Below are 18,797 nucleotides of genomic sequence, written 5' to 3'. Positions count from 1 at the left end.
CGAATGGATTATTTAGGCGACATACAAGCTTTTTTACCCGGAGTCATCACAGCCGTAGCCGGTTTGGTGGTTATCGTAGTTGAATCTTTGAAAAAAGACAGTCCGCTCAATTTTTATATCACCATAGTATCCCTTGCCGCCGGATTGGTGTTCAGCGTACTTTCATTAGGCAGTGAACTTCAAACTGCATTTTCTGGGATGTTGGTCCATGGTGGTCCTGTTGCATTTGGTAACATAGTGATTTTAGCCGGTGCACTCTTTTGTGTGTTTATCAGTGAAGATTATTTAAGGGGAATTAACCACTACTACGGAGAGACCTACGCACTTATACTCTTTGCAACTTCCGGAATGTTGGCTTTGGCAGGTTCAAATGACTTGATTACACTTTTCGTAGGACTGGAAACTATGTCCATCTGTTTATATGTAATGGCCGGCCTTATTAAAAATGAGAAGGAAGGAGCCGAGTCGGCACTTAAATATTTCTTACTCGGTGCTTTTTCTACCGGATTCTTACTTTATGGAATGGCACTGCTTTACGGTGCTACCGGTACAACAAGTATTCCGGGTATTGGAGCCGCAGCAAGTACTGATTTACTATTTTTAGCAGGAACCGCACTTCTGTTAGTCGGATTTTTATTTAAGATCTCAGCCGTTCCATTCCATATGTGGACGCCCGATGTATATCAGGGAACACCGACTACGCTTACGGCTTACTTTGCAACTGCTTCCAAAGCAGGTACTTTTGTAGCTTTTATTCTTGTGTTATCCCGAGCACTTCCCATTATGGAAGGACTAAACTGGCAGTTGGTCTTGAGTGTGATAGCCATACTAACTATGATCTTTGGAAATATCATTGCCCTCGTTCAGGATAACGTGAAGAGGATGTTGGCTTACTCGAGTGTGGCTCATGCAGGTTATGCTTTGGTTGGTTTGGCCGCAGGAACATTCGAAGGATATAATGCCGTACTTTACTACCTGTTTGCCTACACCATTATGAATATTGGAGCCTTTGGGGTGATTGCCTACTACGAACGCAACAAAGGCCTGGATTTCACCCAAGTACAAAACTTAGCCGGTCTTGGCTTTAAAGAGCCACTGATGGGGATATCTCTGTCGGTATTCTTGTTTTCTTTAGCTGGAATTCCACCTTTGGTTGGTTTTGTTGGGAAGTACTATGTATTTGCTGCAGCCATCAACGCAGAAATGATTGGTCTGGCAATAGTTGGAGTGTTGGCAAGTGCAGCGAGTGTGTATTATTATCTGCGCGTGATGGTTTATCTTTATTTCCGTGAAGAGCATCAGCCCGTTACATTATTCACCCCAACCTTGATGTACAAAGGAACTATTGTTGTACTCGCTATTCTGACTATTTATTACGGTGTTGAGCCTGTTCTGCCGTCCGAAGGATTGATGGAGATCCTGAATGGTTCCGGCGGATATAAAGAAGCGGCTACTATGCTACCATAGACGTCCAAAGAAAATTAAAAATTTTAAAAAGTCCTTTAGTTATGCTAAAGGGCTTTTTTTATGAACCCTTGAAATGTTATACATTTGAGGTACACATAAATAATGCCAAAGTTATGCGGTCAATTAGGTTATCAGAAGAAATTGAAAAAGATCTGGAGGCAATTGCAGATCAAAAGAAAACTTCCCGGTCCAATATCGTGAAAGAAGCATTGGTGGAGTATATGGCAAAAGAAAAAAAATACAACCAACCCTTTGAGCTCGGTGAGCGCTATTTCGGAAAATTTGGAAGTGGCGAAACTGATTGTTCAACGAGCTACAAATCCCGAATAAAAAAAAAAGATCCGTGATAAGCACACTGATTGATGCCGGGCCTATTATCGCACTTTTTGACAGGAGCGATCAATATCACCGGAGGGTATATGAATTCATGCGGGAATTTGAAGGACGATTGATTTCAACCTGGCCGGTGCTCACTGAAGTTTCCTACATGCTGGATTTTCACAAACAAGTGCAGCTCGATTTTTTGAGCTGGGTGAGTGAAGGGGGAATAGAGGTGGTTAACCTAGAGCAGTGGCAACTTTTGAAAATTCGTGAAATCATGGATAAGTACGACGATTTGCTCGCAGATTTTGCAGATGCTTCTCTTTTAGTGACTGCTGAAATGAGATTTCTTGATTCTATAATTTCTTTGGACAATGATTTTACGGTTTATAAGCTTGGTGGCGGAGAACGACTTTCGAATCTATTGGATACGTAGAATAATCGTTCCGGAATAGTTGGATTAGAGATTAAAAAAAGTGTATCTTTGTAAGCTCTGTTGCTCGGCAAAGTGCCAGGGCGACTGTTTTCATCTTAGAAAACAACCAAAGAAACACATACCAAATATGAGTAAAAATTATTACGAGTTTACCTATATCATAAATCCTGTTCTCGAAGAAGAGCAGTTTAAAGAAACCGTTGATAAAGTTACAAAGCTAATCGAAGATAACGACGGTGAAATTGATGAAGTTGATGAGTGGGGCTTGCGTTCGTTTGCTTACGATATCGACAAAAAGGGAAGTGGCTATTACGTAAATATGTATTTCACAGCGCCCGCCGAAGCTATCGCTTCTGTTGAACGACAAATGCGAATTGATGATAACATTATGCGTTACCTGACCTTAAAATATGATGCAAAAATGTTACGTCATCGTGAACTTCAAAGAAAAAATGAAGTTCCTGATATCTTCGCTATTGATGATGAAGATGATTCATCAAATGATGAAGACGAAGATTAAAAAGCAAAATCCTCACTAAAGAATATTGAACAATGATTAAGAATCCATCACACCCAAAAAAGAACCAGCGCAAGGTAAAGCAGTGTAAGTTTACCCGTGCCGGGCTTGAGTACATTGACTACAAAGACGTTGAGACCCTTCAGCGCTTCACGAACGACCAAGGTAAAATTCTGCCACGGCGTGTAACCGGAACCAGTGCAAAACATCAGCGACAATTGACTACCGCTATCAAGCGAGCCCGCTTTTTAGCCCTGATGCCGTATGTAGCTGATAACCTTCGATAAAATATAAGTAGACAGAATTATGAAAATTATACTTAGAGAAGACGTAGAAAAATTAGGACAAGCCGGTGAAGTTGTTGATGTGAAAGACGGCTACGGTCGCAATTATTTAATTCCACAAGGTAAAGCTGTAATGGCAACCAAGGGAGCTATTCAAGAGCTGGAGCGACTGAAGAAAGAAGCTGCTCGTCAGGCAGAATTTACGGTACAGGAAGCCAAAGAATTGGCACAGTTACTGGAAGCAACATCTTTGACCATCCCTGTAACAACCGGTGAAGAAGACAAAATTCACGGTACCGTAACCAACGCTGATATTGCAGATGCATTAGAAGAGCGTGAAATTTTGGTAGATAAAAAAGACATCAGTCTTGACCAGGATGTGAAAGCACTTGGCGAATATACTGCTACTGTGAATTTAATTGGTGATTTGAATCCAAAAGTGAAATTTTGGGTTGTTAAGGACGAATGATGTTATCGTTCGGAATTTGATACACTAATTTCGAATTAAGTAAGTTTCATTCACTGAACATCATCTCTAAATAAATTGATACATTCAGAGATTACTTAGTAAACCATAGAAATTAGTGTTCATGAAATCAGCGCAAATTAAATTAATGGGGATCATCATTCTGATGTTATCCCCATTTTTTATTCAGGCACAAATTCCTGATCCGGTTAAATTCAACGTTTCAGAATCACCCGATTCTGTATTGGCCGGAGATGTTTTTGAAGTTGTCATCGAAGCTTCCATTGAAGGCGATTGGCACCTGTATTCTATTTTAAATGATGAAGACGCCGGACCTTTCCCCACAGAATTCTCTGCCAAGACAACTAACTTTGTTATAGCCGGAGATGTTACCGAAACAGAAGCGGATGTTGAATTCGACCCCAATTTTGAAACGGAATTAGGCTGGCACAGCAGCTTTGCTTCTTTCACTATTCCTGTTGCGGTTAAAACCAATCAAACCGGAAAGCAGAACCTTGATATAGAAGTATATTACCAGGTTTGTGATGATAAGGTTTGTTTACCTCCCACTACCAAATCCATTATTGCCGGTGTAGAAGTAATCGGTGTATCAGACTCGCCGGTTGCATCTGCTGTTGATGATGGTAGCAGTGAAAACCTTTCCGGACAAGAATCTGAGATTAAAAAATCGGCATTTGGCGGTGAAGGAATTTTTTCATTTATCTGGATAGCTATCTTGGCTGGTTTTGCAGCACTTTTGACTCCATGTGTTTTTCCCATGATTCCATTAACCGTATCCTACTTTTCGAAGCAGGAAGATCAAACTAAGGGAGTGGGTAAAGCTCTTTTATTTGGTATAGGTATCGTAATTACTTTTACGGTGCTGGGCATTTTGTTAGCGGTAATTTTTGGAGTATCCGGGGCTCAAAACTTTGCTTCAAATCCTTGGGTGAATTTATTTATAGCTGCTGTTTTGGTTGCTTTTGCTTTTAGTCTTTTGGGTATGTACGAACTCAGGCTTCCCCATCAGCTTACGAATTGGTTAAACCGGAAGAGTAATCAGAGTTCCGGGTTCGCCGGAATCATATTTATGTCACTGACAATCAGTGCCGTGTCGTTCTCTTGTACTGCGCCATTTGTGGGTGGTGTATTTGCGGCCACAACAGGAGGGGAATGGTTTTACCCCATCATTGGAATGATCGGATTCTCAGCAGCATTTGCAAGTCCCTTTGTACTTTTAGCTGTATTCCCAAAATGGATGGAATCTCTCCCCAAAAGTGGTTCCTGGATGAATGTGGTAAAAGTCTTACTTGGCTTCATTGAATTGGCAGCCGCGTTCAAGTTTCTTTCCAACGCCGACCTTGTATGGGAATGGGGAATGGTTTCCAGACCAATGACTATTGCTGCATGGATCGCTATTTTCTTGTTAACAGGTCTTTATTTACTTGGAACTTATTCACTCAAACATGAGAAAAAGCCGGAAAGCATTACTACGGGACGTATGCTTCTATCTATCCCATTTCTGCTTTTTAGTTTTTATTTGATACCCGGATTACTCGGATCTTCCCTTGGAATTTGGGATGCCTTTCTTCCTCCTAAACAAGCAACAGATGTAAGTGTAGTAGCATCGATAGGTACTGCCCCCGGAACCGGTGCAACCACAAGCGCTGATGAAGGATGGTCAGATGATTACGAAGCGTCACGAGAGATTGCAAGAAGGGAAGGTAAGCCTGTATTCATTGATTTCACCGGATATACTTGCACTAACTGCCGGGCTATGGAATCGAATGTCTTTCCTCTGGAGGAAGTAGTTCAAAGGTTTGACCAAATGGAGTTGGTGAAACTGTACACTGATGGCGGACCCAAAGGTCCCGAAAATCAGCGCTTTCAATTTGAATTGACTGGCAATGTGGCTTTGCCAACTTATGCTATCGTAGATCCTGAAACAGGACGGGTTATTGAACAAAGTTTGGGTTACAGTAAACCGGATAATTTCGTGTCATTTTTAGACAGCGGGCTGGAAAAGTTTAACTCCCGTTGATTGTTGACCCTTACCGAGGAAAGCTTTAGCCTTAATAGCACCTTAATTAAATGTAAAATATTCTGGCTGCATCGGCAATCAAGCATTATGTAACAATAATAGCAGGTATTATTACCCTGTGTTTGCTCTGTTCGTCTGTTGTCAAGGCTCAACATATATTATCCAAATCTAAGCAGCTTAAGCCCTTCAAAGCTGACTCTTCCTATTTCTTGGATGATTGGGTGCTGCCGGAGTCAATCATTGTAATCGCGGACCAAGATAGCATTAGTTCAGATAGCTGGTACTTTGATGAAGCTACCGGATTAATAAGCTTTGATGAGTCCGGGTATTTTGAATTCACAGATTCACAAAATGTAATAGTTTCTTTTGAGGTATATCCACTTTCATTATCAAGGCAGTTTCAGCTCGTTGAACCGGTTGAAATAGATGCTTCTTTCTTTGAGAATCAGGACTCACTTGATCAACAGCTGACTTCTCTAAACAATACAGCATTTCAGGAATCCAATTTGAGGCAGTCCGGAAGTTTAAGTCGGGGTATTATAGTTGGTTCCAATCAGGATTTCTCCCTTGAAAGCGGTTTAAATTTTGAGCTCTCCGGAGCACTTACAAAAGATATCACCATTAACGCCTCCCTTACCGACCAAAGTATTCCAATCCAACCGGATGGAACCACCCAAAATCTTCGGGAATTTGATAAGGTTTTTATACAATTGAACGCGCCAAATGCATCCATCGAAATGGGAGATGTAGATGTGAATTTAGATAACTCAAGGTTCGCTACATTAGAGAGAAGACTACAGGGAGCGTCAGGAGTCATGAATTCTGACTTTGGAGACTATACTGCTGCTGCCTCGGTTGTAAGGGGAACTTTTAAATCCATTAGCTTTGAGGGACAAGAAGGCGTTCAAGGTCCTTACCGGCTCACCGGAGACAATGACAGAGAATTTGTAATCATCTTAGCGGGAACTGAAAAGGTCTATATTAATGGTCAAAGAGTGCAGAGAGGGGCTGAAAATGACTATATCATCGATTATGGACTGGGAGAGATAACCTTTACCAATAATCTTTTGATCAAAGATGAGACTCGAATTGTCATTGAATATGAATATGTGGATCAGAATTTCAACCGTACGCTGGTGGCAGCTGAAGGAGGGAGTAAGTTTATGGATGGAAAGTTAGAAATTGGGGCAACGGTAATTCGCCAAGCCGATGGTGATGATCTGCTATCTCAACAAACATTATCCAGGAATGATATTGAACGATTAGAGGAAGTGGGCGATAATATAGATGAGGTCTTCACCGACGGTGCCCGGATAGCCAGTGAAGAAGAAAGAGAACAGTTTGTGTTATATGTTCGTGTTGATACCACGTTAAATGGTCAGGATTTTACGATCTATGAACATCGTCCCGGTTCAGATGAATCTATATATAGAGTTCAATTTTCGAAAATAGGGGAAGGACAGGGAAGCTACCGAAGAGTCAGTGGAGAGGTAAATGGATTATTGTATGAATGGGTGGGACCTAATAATGGAAGCTACTCTTCGCAACGGCCTTTACCGGCTCCTGAAAAACAGCAAATGGCCGCTTTAAACGGGAGATTCAAAATTTCAGAAAATATAACGGCATTTGGAGAATGGGCAGTAAGTGACTTTGATGCAAACCGATTTTCACCATTAGATGATGAGGACAATACAGATATGGGATATGAATCAGGGATAGAATTAATGGGTGTTGCAACAGGGCTTGGGGAATTGAATGCAGAAGTCAGGAGACTATATTATGGAAGGAATTTTCAGGCTTTTGACCGGATTAAAGATGTAGAATTTAATCGGAAGTGGAATGTATCCGATCAGGATGCAAGTAAGGAAGCAATTAATGAAATAAGGGTTAGTCTTAGCCCTAATGATCGCTTAACAATTGGGGGTGAAATTGGGATATTGAACCGGAACAGTTACGAGGGAACCCGACAGTCTTCATTTTTAGTAAATGAAGGAAGCAAATTTTTAAATGTGAACTACAGTCAGGATTTTGTTAAAAACGATGACAGACAGATAAATCAGAGGGGGAGTTGGTTTAGGCAACAAGGAAATATGCTAAAGGAACTCTCTATTGGTGAAATAATGGCTACTCCTTATGTCAGGTTTGAACATGAAAACAGAATACAAAGAGATTTAAGTACCGATTCCCTGATGCAGCGTTCTGAAATATTTTATGATGTAGGTCCGGGACTGAGACTCAATTATCAAAATTTTGAATTTGATATAAGCTTTGCTCATCGGCAGGAAAAGGGAGTAATCAAAAACTCTTTGGAAAATAAATCTACAGCATTGGAGCAGCGTTACCGGCTTATTTATAATCCTGGCAAAGCATTCAATACCACCAATGAGGTACGATACCGAAATAAACAGTTTACTGAAGCTTTTGTAAATGAAGGGAATTCAAGCCGTAAAGGATTACTAATTAAATCAGTAACAAATTATTCGTCTCCCAATAATTTTATTGACGGGGAGCTATTTTATGAAGCGAATACGGAGCGAAGGGCACTTCTTCAGGAAAGTTACATTCAGGTAAGACCCGAAATTGGGCAATATGTTTGGGATGATATAAATAGAGATGGCGTTCAACAAATAGACGAATTTTTTCCTGAGATAAGTCCTAATGAAGGAACCTTTATCAAACAATATTTACCCTCAGATGAGTTAAACCCCGTTGTGGATTTATCAGCAAGATGGATCAATACTATTTCACCCTTCAAAAATAGGGAAGAAGAACATTGGCTTTCGGGAATGAAATTAAATTCTAGGGTTGACATCACCGAAAATTCAACTACTGATCGTTTAAGTGACATTTATTTGCTGAAATTAAAAACCTTCAGAAATGACTCCACTACGGTGCAAGGCAGGTTACTTTGGGAGCAAGAATTAGATGTGTTTTCAGATAGCAGAAAAGTGGACTTAACAGTTGGATATTTTGAAAGTAAGGGATTAAATCAGCAAAGCAGTGAATCTATAGAAAGTTTTACCAACAGCGGTTACCTCAATTCGGGTTATGATGTGACTAATAAAGTGCGAGTTACCTTTAATGCAAGAGTGGCTAAGAACAAAAGCGAAAGCAGTCGTTTCCAAACTCGTAACTATAACATAAGGTCATATAGTGTTCGCCCTGGAATAAATGGAACTATTAACAGGTCATGGAATGCAAACGTAGAAATTTCATACGCTCAAAAATCAGACAAGTATCCATTAGAAAATGTAAAAGCAGAACTTTTAAAAGTAACCACTTCTCATCGTACGTATTTGTGGAATACCGTCCAATCAAATTTCAGGGTTGAGTTGCGAAAAACTGAATTAAGTGGGCGCTCCTCTTCCTATGGAAATTATGAGTTAACTGAAGGAACCGGAGAGGGTACGAACCTAATCTGGTCGATCAATAGCACCTACAGAGCAAATAGATTAATTAATTTAAGTTTTCAATACGACGGCAGGACGGTTTCGGATCGCCCGTCAATTCATACCATTAAATTTATTGTGAGTGCAAACTTTTAGAAAGCAATTGATAATTCTTTATTTATCTGATACTTGGATAATTTGGGTAACATTAAGTAAAAAAGAGATTTTATGACCAATGTTACTTTGACATTTAGTATAAAATAAACTATTCTTTCGCTTCATTAATCTTAGCCTTTAACAATTAAACTATTAGCGGAGTAGACATGATATCGTCGATTGCTCTTTTTCTTTTACAAGCCCCTGCTGACGAAGGGTTTTTTAACGTTATTGTCGCAAAATTTAACGAAGGTAATGACAGTGGCTGGATGTGGCCGGTGCTTATCGCTCTCATATTGGGATTAGCAATTTTCCTTGAGCGGATTATTACCCTTAACCTTGCCGACATCAACACACGTAAATTTATCGTTAACGTACAAGAAGCTCTTCAAGAAGGTGGTATAGAAGCTGCCGAAGAACTTTGTGCACAAACAAGAGGTCCTGTAGCTTCAGTTTTTCAAGCTGGCTTGATGCGTTCTCACGAAGGTATAGAAGCTGCCGAAAAGGCAATATCTGCCTACGGCTCAATTGAAATGAGTTTCCTTGAAAGAGGTCTTGTTTGGTTATCACTATTTATTGCAATTGCACCACTGCTTGGATTCCTTGGAACGGTAGTAGGTATGATTCAGGCTTTCGATGATATCGAAGCTGCAGCAGATATCTCTCCAAGTATTGTAGCGGGTGGTATTAAAGTTGCCCTTCTTACAACAGCCGGTGGTTTGATAGCGGGTATCATTCTGCAAATTGGTTACAACTATTGTGTATCCAAAATTGACCGCATTATTGCTGAAATGGAAGAAAGCTCCATTACTCTAATTGACTCTATTATTTTGTTAAACGAAGGTAAGCAGATTGCTCCTAATGTAGGTCCTGAGTCTGATTCCGACGACAACTAATCATAACAGAAATCCAAAAAAATAAAAGGATATAAATATGGTTACTCTAAGTGTTGGATTAGGCGTTGGTTTAGTAGTGCTTGGTGTTCTCGGAATGATTGTTTCGGGAATAAAAAGCCTAATGAACGGCAAACAGGACTTTAAGCGAATAGGCATGATGTTTGTTCCATTCGCTGTGTTTGGAATTACTTATGGTGTATTTGGTGAAGTACCTAAAGCCGGAGTATTCACTGCATTGTTTATGTTAGGGGCTATGGTGTTAACCATTACCCTAACAGGACTGCGTGGTACCTTTAAGTTTTAAACAGGATAGCAATTTATGTTAATCAAGAAACGAAAAAGAGAAGAAGCCGAGATCAATGGTTCGTCCATGGCTGACATTGCATTTCTTCTCCTGATTTTCTTTTTGGTAACAACCACTATTAATGTGGATACCGGGATTGGTTTGGTGTTACCACCGCCATTAGAGGATGATCAGGAACCCCCACCCATTCGAGAACGAAACCTGATGAACATTCTTGTAAATGCTGAAGGTAGAATCTTAATGGATGAACAACCTACACAGATAGGTGAAGTAAAAGCAGATCTTATAGAGTTCATTAAGAACCCTAATAACGATCCTAACCTTGCAGAAACTCCCGATCTGGCTATTATCTCTATAAAAACTCAGCGCCAAACCCCATATCGAATTTACATCGATATGTTGGATGAGGTTATGGGAGCTTATAAAGATTTAAGGGATGAAGCATCGCGGGCTAACTATGGCGTGCCTTATGGCGCACTTAATGATGGCAGCCCTCAGCATGAAAATATCAAAGACATGTATCCTAAGAAAATCTCAATCGCAGAACCGGGGGATAGTTAAATGGCCGCACATTTTCAAAAGAAAAGAGGTGGAAGTAAACAGGAAGTACCGACTTCAGCTATGCCTGATGTAATTTTTATACTGCTCTTCTTCTTCATGGTTACTACTGTGTTACGAGAAGTAACTTTGAAGGTGAGAGTGACTTTAACTCAGGCCGAAAACATTGAGAAGATCGAACAAAAGAGACGTTTGTCTTATATATATATCGGTCCTGAAAGATTGCCCGGCAATCGCTTGGGGCAAGATAAAGTTCAGATTGATGATGCTTTAGTGGAAGACATAGGAGCTATAAGAAATCTGATGTATGATAAACTTCGTGAACAACCTAGATTGATTGTATCATTACGAGTTGATGAAAATTCTCAATTTGGTCTATTAACAGATGTTCAGGAAGAACTAAAGCAGGCAAGTACGTTTCAAATTAATTACTCGACTAAACGAGAGCCGAACTAAATTTTTATTACGAATTATTAAAGGCAACTGTGTCGTTTGATGCAGGTGCCTTTTTTTATTTCTAACTCAAGCAAAATAATGCCAGATTCTTTTCAAACTATACAAAGTATAGGCAGTAAAGCACTTCTTGATAAATTATCAGGTTTCGATTCTTTTAAAAATAGCGAAGTAGTAAAAGGTATTGGAGATGATGCAGCAGTAATTACGAAGTCCAAAAGCTCTTGTACCTTGCTTTCAACTGATACCTATGTTGAAGGAGTGGACTTTGATCCTACCTATACTCCTTTTCAGCATCTCGGATATAAGATTGTATCCGCCGGAGTTAGCGATATTTATGCAATGAACGGTAAACCGGTTTCCATGCTGATTAATCTTGCCGGACCCAATAAAATGTCGGTGCAGATGATTGAATATTTATACAAAGGAATTTATGCTGCTGGAAAGGAACATAATGTGGAGTTAGTAGGAGGAGACCTGAAAGCCAATCATGCAAATTTGGTAGTTTCAATTAGTGTTCAGGGGGAAGTGAATAAAAAAGCACTAACCTATCGCGCTGGTGCAGGTGAAGGTGATGCCATTTGTGTTACGGGAGATCTTGGTGGGGCACTCGCCGGTTTAAGAATATTAATGAGAGAAAAGAAGCACTGGAAAGAACACGGTGACGAATCAATACAACCCGAACTCGGTGATTATCAGTTTGTGGTTAAAAGACAATTAATTCCTGAAGCTCGCAAAGATTTGATTGAGACATTCAAAGAGCATAACGTTGTACCAACCTCCATGATTGATCTGACAAAAGGACTGGTACACGATGTTAATGAATTAGCAGATGCATCAGAATTAGGCGCACAAATTTATCAGGCCGCGATACCTATTGCGATAGAAACCCGCCAGGTTGCAGATGAGATGCAAGAAGATGTAGATCGCTATGCTTTATTTGGAGGAGAAGATTTTGAACTTATGTTCACGCTTCCCGAAAAAAAAGTGGAGCAGTTTGTAAAACACTTTAATGATTTTGTAGTAATTGGTCGCATGATTGACAGGGAAGAAGGCCTAAAGCTACAGACTGCAGAAGGTGATATCATTTCTTTTGATGAATTGTCATAACTTGTGTAATGGCACGTTTTTTGCCAACTATTGGTTCAATTGACAAAATCACTAAGGTCCTGACTTATTTGAGTTATAGGATCGTTATATTACACTCTTAAGATAATTTATAAGCTTTTTTAATGGCGCAAAAAAATTCCAACAACAAAAATAATCCAATTAAGCCTGACGGTAAGAAAGGCGGGAAATCACCAAAATTTCCAACCTGGAGTATTTTCGTACTATTTTTCGTTTTACTACTCGCTCAAGTTTTATTCTTTTCTCCTGAAACAGGAAATCGAATTAAATACAGTGAATTCCTTAACTATGTTGAGCAAGGTTATGTTTCTGAAATTACTATTACCAATGAGGTAGAAGTTACAGGTACATACTCTGATCAAGCTATTTCAGATGGTGTTATAACTCGTCCCGAGAGTAGTGATAATAACATGCCTTTCGCAACAGAAAGCTCGGATCAGTTTAAAAATTTCAATACTACAATGCTCAGGGATGATGACATTCGTCCTCTTCTGGAATCAAATAATGTAACTTTTGATGTTCGGGTTGAAGAAGATTGGTTCAGTGGAATTTTTATTTGGCTAATTCCAATAGCCCTGCTCATTGTTATTTGGATTTTCATCTTCAGGAAGATGAATCCGGGGCAGCAAGTGCTCAATATTGGAAAGAATAAAGCTTCCTTATACGATCAACAGACTGAAACCAAAGTTACATTTGAGGACGTAGCAGGTTTACAAGAAGCCAAGGCTGAAGTGGAAGAGGTTGTAGAGTTTCTCAAAAACCCCCAAAAATTTACAAGATTGGGTGGTGTACTTCCCAAGGGAGTTCTCTTGGTAGGCCCTCCGGGAACGGGTAAAACCTTACTCGCAAAAGCAACTGCCGGTGAAGCCAGTGTACCTTTTTTCAGTTTAAGTGGTTCCGACTTTGTCGAAATGTTTGTAGGAGTTGGTGCAGCACGGGTACGTGATTTATTTAAACAAGCTAAGGAAAAAGCTCCTTGTATCATTTTTATTGATGAAATTGATTCTATTGGTAGAACCCGTGGACGTGGTATGGCAATGGGTTCCAATGATGAGCGAGAAAATACGCTCAACCAGTTGCTTAGTGAAATGGATGGATTCAACTCTGATAAAGGCGTCATTCTAATGGCAGCTACCAACCGTCCGGATATTTTGGATTCAGCTCTGCTTCGACCCGGTCGATTTGACCGACAAATAATGATTGATAAGCCGGATTTAAATGGGCGGGTTGAAATTCTTAAGGTTCATTCGAAGAAATTAAAACTCGGCAGTGATATTGATTTAAGAGTCCTGGCATCTCAAACACCCGGATTTGCAGGAGCAGATCTCGCCAACTTATGTAACGAAGCAGCGCTGCTTGCTGCACGCAGAGAAAAAGAGAGCATTGAGATGGAAGACTTCCAGGATTCCATTGAGAAAGTTATTGCCGGATTGGAACGCAAAAATAAACTTATAAGTCCACATGAGCGAAAAATTGTGGCTTATCATGAAGCAGGCCATGCTATTGTTGGATGGTTCCTTGAGCATACTGATCCTGTACTTAAAGTGAGCATCGTACCACGTGGTCTTGCTGCATTGGGATACACTCTTCAGACCCCTCTTGAAGAAAGGTTCTTAATGACTACCGAAGAACTTGACGATAAAATTTGTGCTTTACTTGGTGGAAGGGTAGCTGAAGAAATAATATTTGGCCGAATATCTACCGGTGCTCAAAACGATCTTGAAAGGATTACAAAAATGGCATTTGCCATGGTGGCCGAATATGGTATGAGTGAGAAGCTTGGATATATTTCGCTCAAAGATTCCCAAAGCGCACAAGATAGTTTTGGGTTTAATAGAAAATATTCTGAGTCAACCAGTCAGCAGATAGATCAAGAAATACGTCAAATTGTTGATCGTAATCACGAGAGAACAATTCAATTGCTTCAAGATCATAAAGAGGATCTGGAGAAACTTGCAAAAGCACTTCTTGAGAGAGAAGTTCTGGATCATCATGCACTGAGAGAATTACTTGGAGACCGCCCTCACGGAAAATATCCGGATGGTATTTTTGAAAAACCTTCGGATTCAAATAAAAATGGAGTCTCAAAAAAAGAGGCAAAAGCTGAAGAAGAAAACTCCGTTTCCAACGATTCCGAAAACACCGGGGAAGAGGAAAACTCTAAATCTGATGAAGATCCGAAAAATAAAAATAAGGAAAACGAAGAGTCTGAAGTCTGATTTATGGTGGACTTAACACTGAGTTAACCTCACCATAAAGAATAGGTAACCTACCCGTAAAGAAAGGATAACCTCACGGTAACAGTACCGAAAAGGCTGAAGTTTAGTTTTGCATTGTAATCATGAAAGCAAAACTAAACACATCAGCACACGTGAAAAAACACATAATATCAGCACTCGTTTGTTTTGCGCTTTTCTTTACAACTAACCTAAAAGCGCAAAGTACCGGTACTATCTCAGGTACCGTGGTAGACGCCGAAACCGGCGAAACCCTTATAGGGGTTAATGTAATCATTCAAGGTACTGCCAAAGGTACGGCAACCAATCTTGATGGAAAATATACCATAGATGGACTTCAACCAGGTACATACAATCTCGAAGTCACCTATGTTTCCTTTCAAAAGCAGACCATAACCGGCGTTGAGGTCACTGCAGGTGAAGTAACCAAACTCGACCTCACCTTACAGCCCGAAACAGAACAGCTTGGTGATGTTGTCATTTCAGCAGAAGCTGTATTAGATAACGAAGCAGGTTTATTGAGGCAGAGACAAAAGTCGATTTCTTTCAGTGACGCTATCTCTGCCGAATCAATTTCCAGCTCCGGCAGTGGTGATGCTGCAGGTGCCCTCAAAAAAGTAGTAGGGGCTTCCGTGGTTGACGGTAAATACGTGTACATACGAGGTCTTGGGGACCGCTACACCAGTACCCATCTCAACGGTTCAGAACTTCCCAGTGCCGATCCCAACCGTAAATCTTTTCAACTGGACATTTTCCCAAGTAACCTGCTTGAAAATATTGTAACTCTAAAAACCTTTACTCCGGATAAGCCCGGAAATTTTAGTGGTGGACTTGTAGACATCGCGACCAAAGATTTCCCGGAGCAGTTTTCTTTTCAGTTATCAGCTTCCTCAGGTTTCAATACCAAAGCTACATTTAATGATCTGCTCATTGGAGATCCAAGCAGCACTGACTATTTAGGCTTTGATGGTGGGCGAAGAGATATTCCGGAGGTCGTAAAGGAGTACCTGGAGTCGGGTAAAGAATTTCCAACATTACGTGATACCCGAACTGATGAGGAAGCTGCACAAACACTAAATCAGCTTTCACAGGCATTTAATAATGAATTTCGCCCTCGTCAACAGCAAGGAGCAATGAACCAAAGTTACGGGATTTCTATTGGGAACCAGATTCCTCTTTTTGGCAATGATTTTGGATATACAGCGAGCTTCTCATACGGTCAAAATTTCTCAGGATATAATGACGGAACGGTATCTAGGTATGACTTGGTAGGTAACTATGATGATTCTGAGCTTTTGTTCAGAAGACTTGAAGTTGCAGATGATAAGGGTGAACGAAATGTAGACTGGGGAGGGATGGCAACAGCCTCATATCGTTTGTCTCCAAATCATAAAATTTCAGCTCGTTTTCTTAGAACCCAAAGTGGAACGGCTCAGGGAAGATATTTAGAAGGGTATCAGGTGGATGTGCCCGATGCTTTGTTTCAGACACGAACCATTCAGTACATCGAACGTAGTTTAACTTCATACCAGATAACAGGGATAAATTATTTTGAGAACTTCCTGAAGACAACGGTAGAATGGAAGGCATCTTCAGCTACAAGTATTCAGGATGAGCCTGATTTACGATACTTTACTACCCAGGTTGATACATTTCCATCAGGCGCAATACTACACTCAAGCCCAACGAATAATTTTCAGCGTCCCGGCCGGTTTTATAGAGATTTGGAAGAAGGCAATAAAACCGCAGGTGTAGATATTTCTATACCGTTTAATTCTTTCAACCAAACATCCGGAAATATCAAATTTGGTGGCAATATCGTAGATGTGGATCGGACCTTTAGAGAGCAGCGATTCGACTTCTACACTGACAACCAAAATCTCACTTTAAATGATGTAGAAGGGAATGAAGATGCATTTTTTGACTCTGTTGGAATTTTAGGATATAGCAATAACGGGAGACCACAGTTTGGCAACTATGTCCAAAATGCAACAGCACCTCGTAGCAGCTACGATGCGACAAGTCAGGTGAATGCAGCTTATGCAATGGCTGAATTACCAATCGCCAGTTGGTTTAAAGTGATTGGTGGGGTAAGGGTAGAAGATGCATCAATTAATGTAGCCAGTTTAGATACATCACTGGCAGTAGGGAAACTGCAAAACACAGATCTCCTTCCTTCTATTAATACCATCGTGAGCCTATCTGATAACATGAATATTCGTACGGCATTAACGCGAACAGTAGCGCGCCCAACTTTCAGAGAACTAGCCCCTTATATCACCTTCGATTTTGTAGGCGGGCTGTTATTCCAGGGAAATGCAGAACTCAGAAGAACGCTTATTACCAATTATGATGTCCGTTGGGAATACTTTACAGCACCGGGTGAAATATTTGCGGTAAGTGGTTTCTATAAAGAAATGGAAAACACGCTTGAACGGGTCATAAGAACAGACCTTGGTAACGATGCCCTTTCTATCCAGAACGTTGAAAATGGTAGAGTTTATGGACTCGAAGTTGAAGTGCGTAAAAATCTCGCATTCATCGCAGATCCATTCCGCTTTTTCACTGTAGGCTCGAACCTAACTTTGGTTAAATCCGAAGTTGATATTCCTGAACTTGAGCTCAAAGTGATAAGAAATGCGAATCCGGATGCGAAAACAACCCGCGATCTTCAGGGGCAATCACCCTATCTCTTGAATTTCGATATTGGGTATTCAAATCCAAACATCGGTCTTAATTCGTCAGTAAGCTATAATTATTTCGGAGACCGATTGTCCATTGTTGCTGAAGGAGCGACCCCAAATATCTATGAAAGGGGATACCCAACGCTGAATTTCACAGCAAATAAAACTATTGGATCTCATTTTGAAATCAGTTTAAAAGCTTCAAACCTGATGGACCCTGATATGGTCCAGTCACAAAAGTTTAATGGCGATGAGTACATCTATCAGCGCTATAATCGTGGAAGAACTTTCTCTTTAGGAATTAAATACAAGATTTAATCAAACACCTAAACCTATAAACCAACCATAAAAATGAAGAAAGCAACGCTACTAATATTGTCACTTGTGCTGATTCCGTTCTTAGGAATGGCTCAGTCTGTGGTGACTGTAAGTTCTAACATAACAACTGATACAGAGTGGACGGCAGATAACGAATATCTGCTGGACGGAATGATCTTCGTAACCGAAGGCGCTGATCTCTACATCGAGGCAGGAACGACTGTTCGAGGCGCATTCGGCCAAGATCTTGATGCATCTGGGCTGGTAATTACCCGCGGATCTAAAATTTTCGCTGAAGGAACTGCCAGCAACCCAATTATATTCACTGCTGAAGACGACGAAGGCCTTACCAAAGACGACGTCGGAGAATGGGGAGGATTAATCCTTCTTGGCCGTGCATCTACAAACAACACGGTAGAAGCAACCATTGAAGGCGTTAATGAGATTACCGATGATCCTGCTTTAGTGGGTTACGGTGGTGATGATGACATGGACGACTCCGGTGTACTTAAGTATGTATCCATCCGTCACAGTGGTATCAATATTGGTTCCAGTTCAGGAAATGAAATCCAGGGACTGACCATGGGTGCCGTTGGAGCCGGAACAACCATTGAATATGTTGAGTCCTTTGCTTCAGGCGATGATGGCTACGAATGGTTTGGTGGTACCGTAAATGCCAAATATTTGGTATCAGCTTTTAACAACGATGATTCGTTTGACTGGGACCAGGGATTCCGAGGAAAAGGCCAGTTCTGGTTTGTGATCCAGGACAGCGACCAAGCCGGTCGTTCTGCTGAGATGGACGGAGCAGGAGGAGATGAAACAGGAACTCCGTTCGCCTATCCAATGATCTCGAACGCAACTTATATAGGTCCTGGAGTGAATGCTACTCCATCAGGAGACCCGGGACAGATGTTGGAATTCCGTGATAACACCGGAGCACTATACACCAACTCGGTATTTACCGACCACCCCGGAAATGCACTTCGTGTAGAAGATGTAGATGGTGTTAGTAACTTTGACTCCCGTGCACGGTTAGAAGCCGATTCATTGAACATTACCAACAGTATCTTTTTCAGCTTTGGCACCGGAAGTACCTTAGATGCAATGGCCACAAACGATTACGAAGCCACAATGCTAAA

Annotated in this window: 15 protein-coding genes and 1 pseudogene; all 16 read left to right on the top strand. The window is 40.7% G+C overall.

Going from position 1 to position 18,797, the window contains the following annotated elements; genetic code table 11:
- Positions 1–3: 3 nt before the first annotated feature.
- Positions 4–1,467 (top strand): NADH-quinone oxidoreductase subunit N, encoded by a 1,464-nt coding sequence (locus tag RI561_RS09420; RefSeq protein WP_395079982.1) that lies wholly within the window; start codon positions 4–6, stop codon positions 1,465–1,467.
- A gap of 113 nt (positions 1,468–1,580) precedes the next feature.
- Positions 1,581–1,814 carry a CopG family ribbon-helix-helix protein gene (locus RI561_RS09415; RefSeq protein WP_395079981.1) on the top strand — a complete coding sequence of 78 codons (234 nt, stop codon included), beginning with the start codon at positions 1,581–1,583 and terminating at the stop codon, positions 1,812–1,814.
- A complete protein-coding gene (locus tag RI561_RS09410; protein WP_395079980.1) occupies positions 1,811–2,224 on the top strand; it encodes a type II toxin-antitoxin system VapC family toxin in 414 nt (137 codons plus the stop codon). The genes RI561_RS09415 and RI561_RS09410 overlap by 4 nt, the downstream gene beginning before the upstream one ends.
- A gap of 127 nt (positions 2,225–2,351) precedes the next feature.
- Positions 2,352–2,744, top strand: coding sequence for a 30S ribosomal protein S6 (rpsF, locus tag RI561_RS09405; RefSeq protein WP_395079979.1), 393 nt, complete (start codon positions 2,352–2,354; stop codon positions 2,742–2,744).
- A 32-nt stretch (positions 2,745–2,776) separates the two neighbouring features.
- Positions 2,777–3,028 (top strand): 30S ribosomal protein S18, encoded by a 252-nt coding sequence (gene rpsR, locus RI561_RS09400; RefSeq protein ID WP_395079978.1) that lies wholly within the window; start codon positions 2,777–2,779, stop codon positions 3,026–3,028.
- 19 nt (positions 3,029–3,047) lie between these two features.
- On the top strand, positions 3,048–3,494 hold the full coding sequence (rplI, locus tag RI561_RS09395) for a 50S ribosomal protein L9 (RefSeq protein WP_395079977.1): 447 nt from the start codon (positions 3,048–3,050) through the stop codon (positions 3,492–3,494).
- Positions 3,495–3,615: 121 nt separating this feature from the next.
- Positions 3,616–5,532 carry a cytochrome c biogenesis protein CcdA gene (locus RI561_RS09390; protein ID WP_395079976.1) on the top strand — a complete coding sequence of 639 codons (1,917 nt, stop codon included), beginning with the start codon at positions 3,616–3,618 and terminating at the stop codon, positions 5,530–5,532.
- A gap of 209 nt (positions 5,533–5,741) precedes the next feature.
- Positions 5,742–9,077 (top strand): hypothetical protein, encoded by a 3,336-nt coding sequence (locus RI561_RS09385; protein ID WP_395079975.1) that lies wholly within the window; start codon positions 5,742–5,744, stop codon positions 9,075–9,077.
- A 167-nt stretch (positions 9,078–9,244) separates the two neighbouring features.
- Positions 9,245–9,973 carry a MotA/TolQ/ExbB proton channel family protein gene (locus tag RI561_RS09380; protein WP_395079974.1) on the top strand — a complete coding sequence of 243 codons (729 nt, stop codon included), beginning with the start codon at positions 9,245–9,247 and terminating at the stop codon, positions 9,971–9,973.
- A 37-nt stretch (positions 9,974–10,010) separates the two neighbouring features.
- A complete protein-coding gene (locus RI561_RS09375; RefSeq protein ID WP_395079973.1) occupies positions 10,011–10,277 on the top strand; it encodes a hypothetical protein in 267 nt (88 codons plus the stop codon).
- Between the two features lie 15 nt (positions 10,278–10,292).
- On the top strand, positions 10,293–10,838 hold the full coding sequence (locus RI561_RS09370; RefSeq protein WP_395079972.1) for an ExbD/TolR family protein: 546 nt from the start codon (positions 10,293–10,295) through the stop codon (positions 10,836–10,838).
- Positions 10,839–11,291, top strand: coding sequence for an ExbD/TolR family protein (locus tag RI561_RS09365; protein ID WP_395079971.1), 453 nt, complete (start codon positions 10,839–10,841; stop codon positions 11,289–11,291). It begins immediately after the preceding gene.
- A 78-nt stretch (positions 11,292–11,369) separates the two neighbouring features.
- A complete protein-coding gene (gene thiL, locus RI561_RS09360) occupies positions 11,370–12,398 on the top strand; it encodes a thiamine-phosphate kinase (protein ID WP_395079970.1) in 1,029 nt (342 codons plus the stop codon).
- A gap of 122 nt (positions 12,399–12,520) precedes the next feature.
- A complete protein-coding gene (gene ftsH / locus RI561_RS09355) occupies positions 12,521–14,635 on the top strand; it encodes an ATP-dependent zinc metalloprotease FtsH (RefSeq protein ID WP_395079969.1) in 2,115 nt (704 codons plus the stop codon).
- Between the two features lie 152 nt (positions 14,636–14,787).
- A complete protein-coding gene (locus RI561_RS09350; protein ID WP_395079968.1) occupies positions 14,788–17,655 on the top strand; it encodes a TonB-dependent receptor domain-containing protein in 2,868 nt (955 codons plus the stop codon).
- Positions 17,656–17,688: 33 nt separating this feature from the next.
- Positions 17,689–18,797: pseudogene (locus tag RI561_RS09345) on the top strand (T9SS C-terminal target domain-containing protein); the annotation flags it as partial.

The sequence above is a fragment of the Gracilimonas sp. genome (assembly GCF_031581265.1).
Lineage (GTDB): Bacteria > Bacteroidota > Rhodothermia > Balneolales > Balneolaceae > Gracilimonas.
This window is presented reverse-complemented; position numbering and strand designations above follow the sequence as displayed.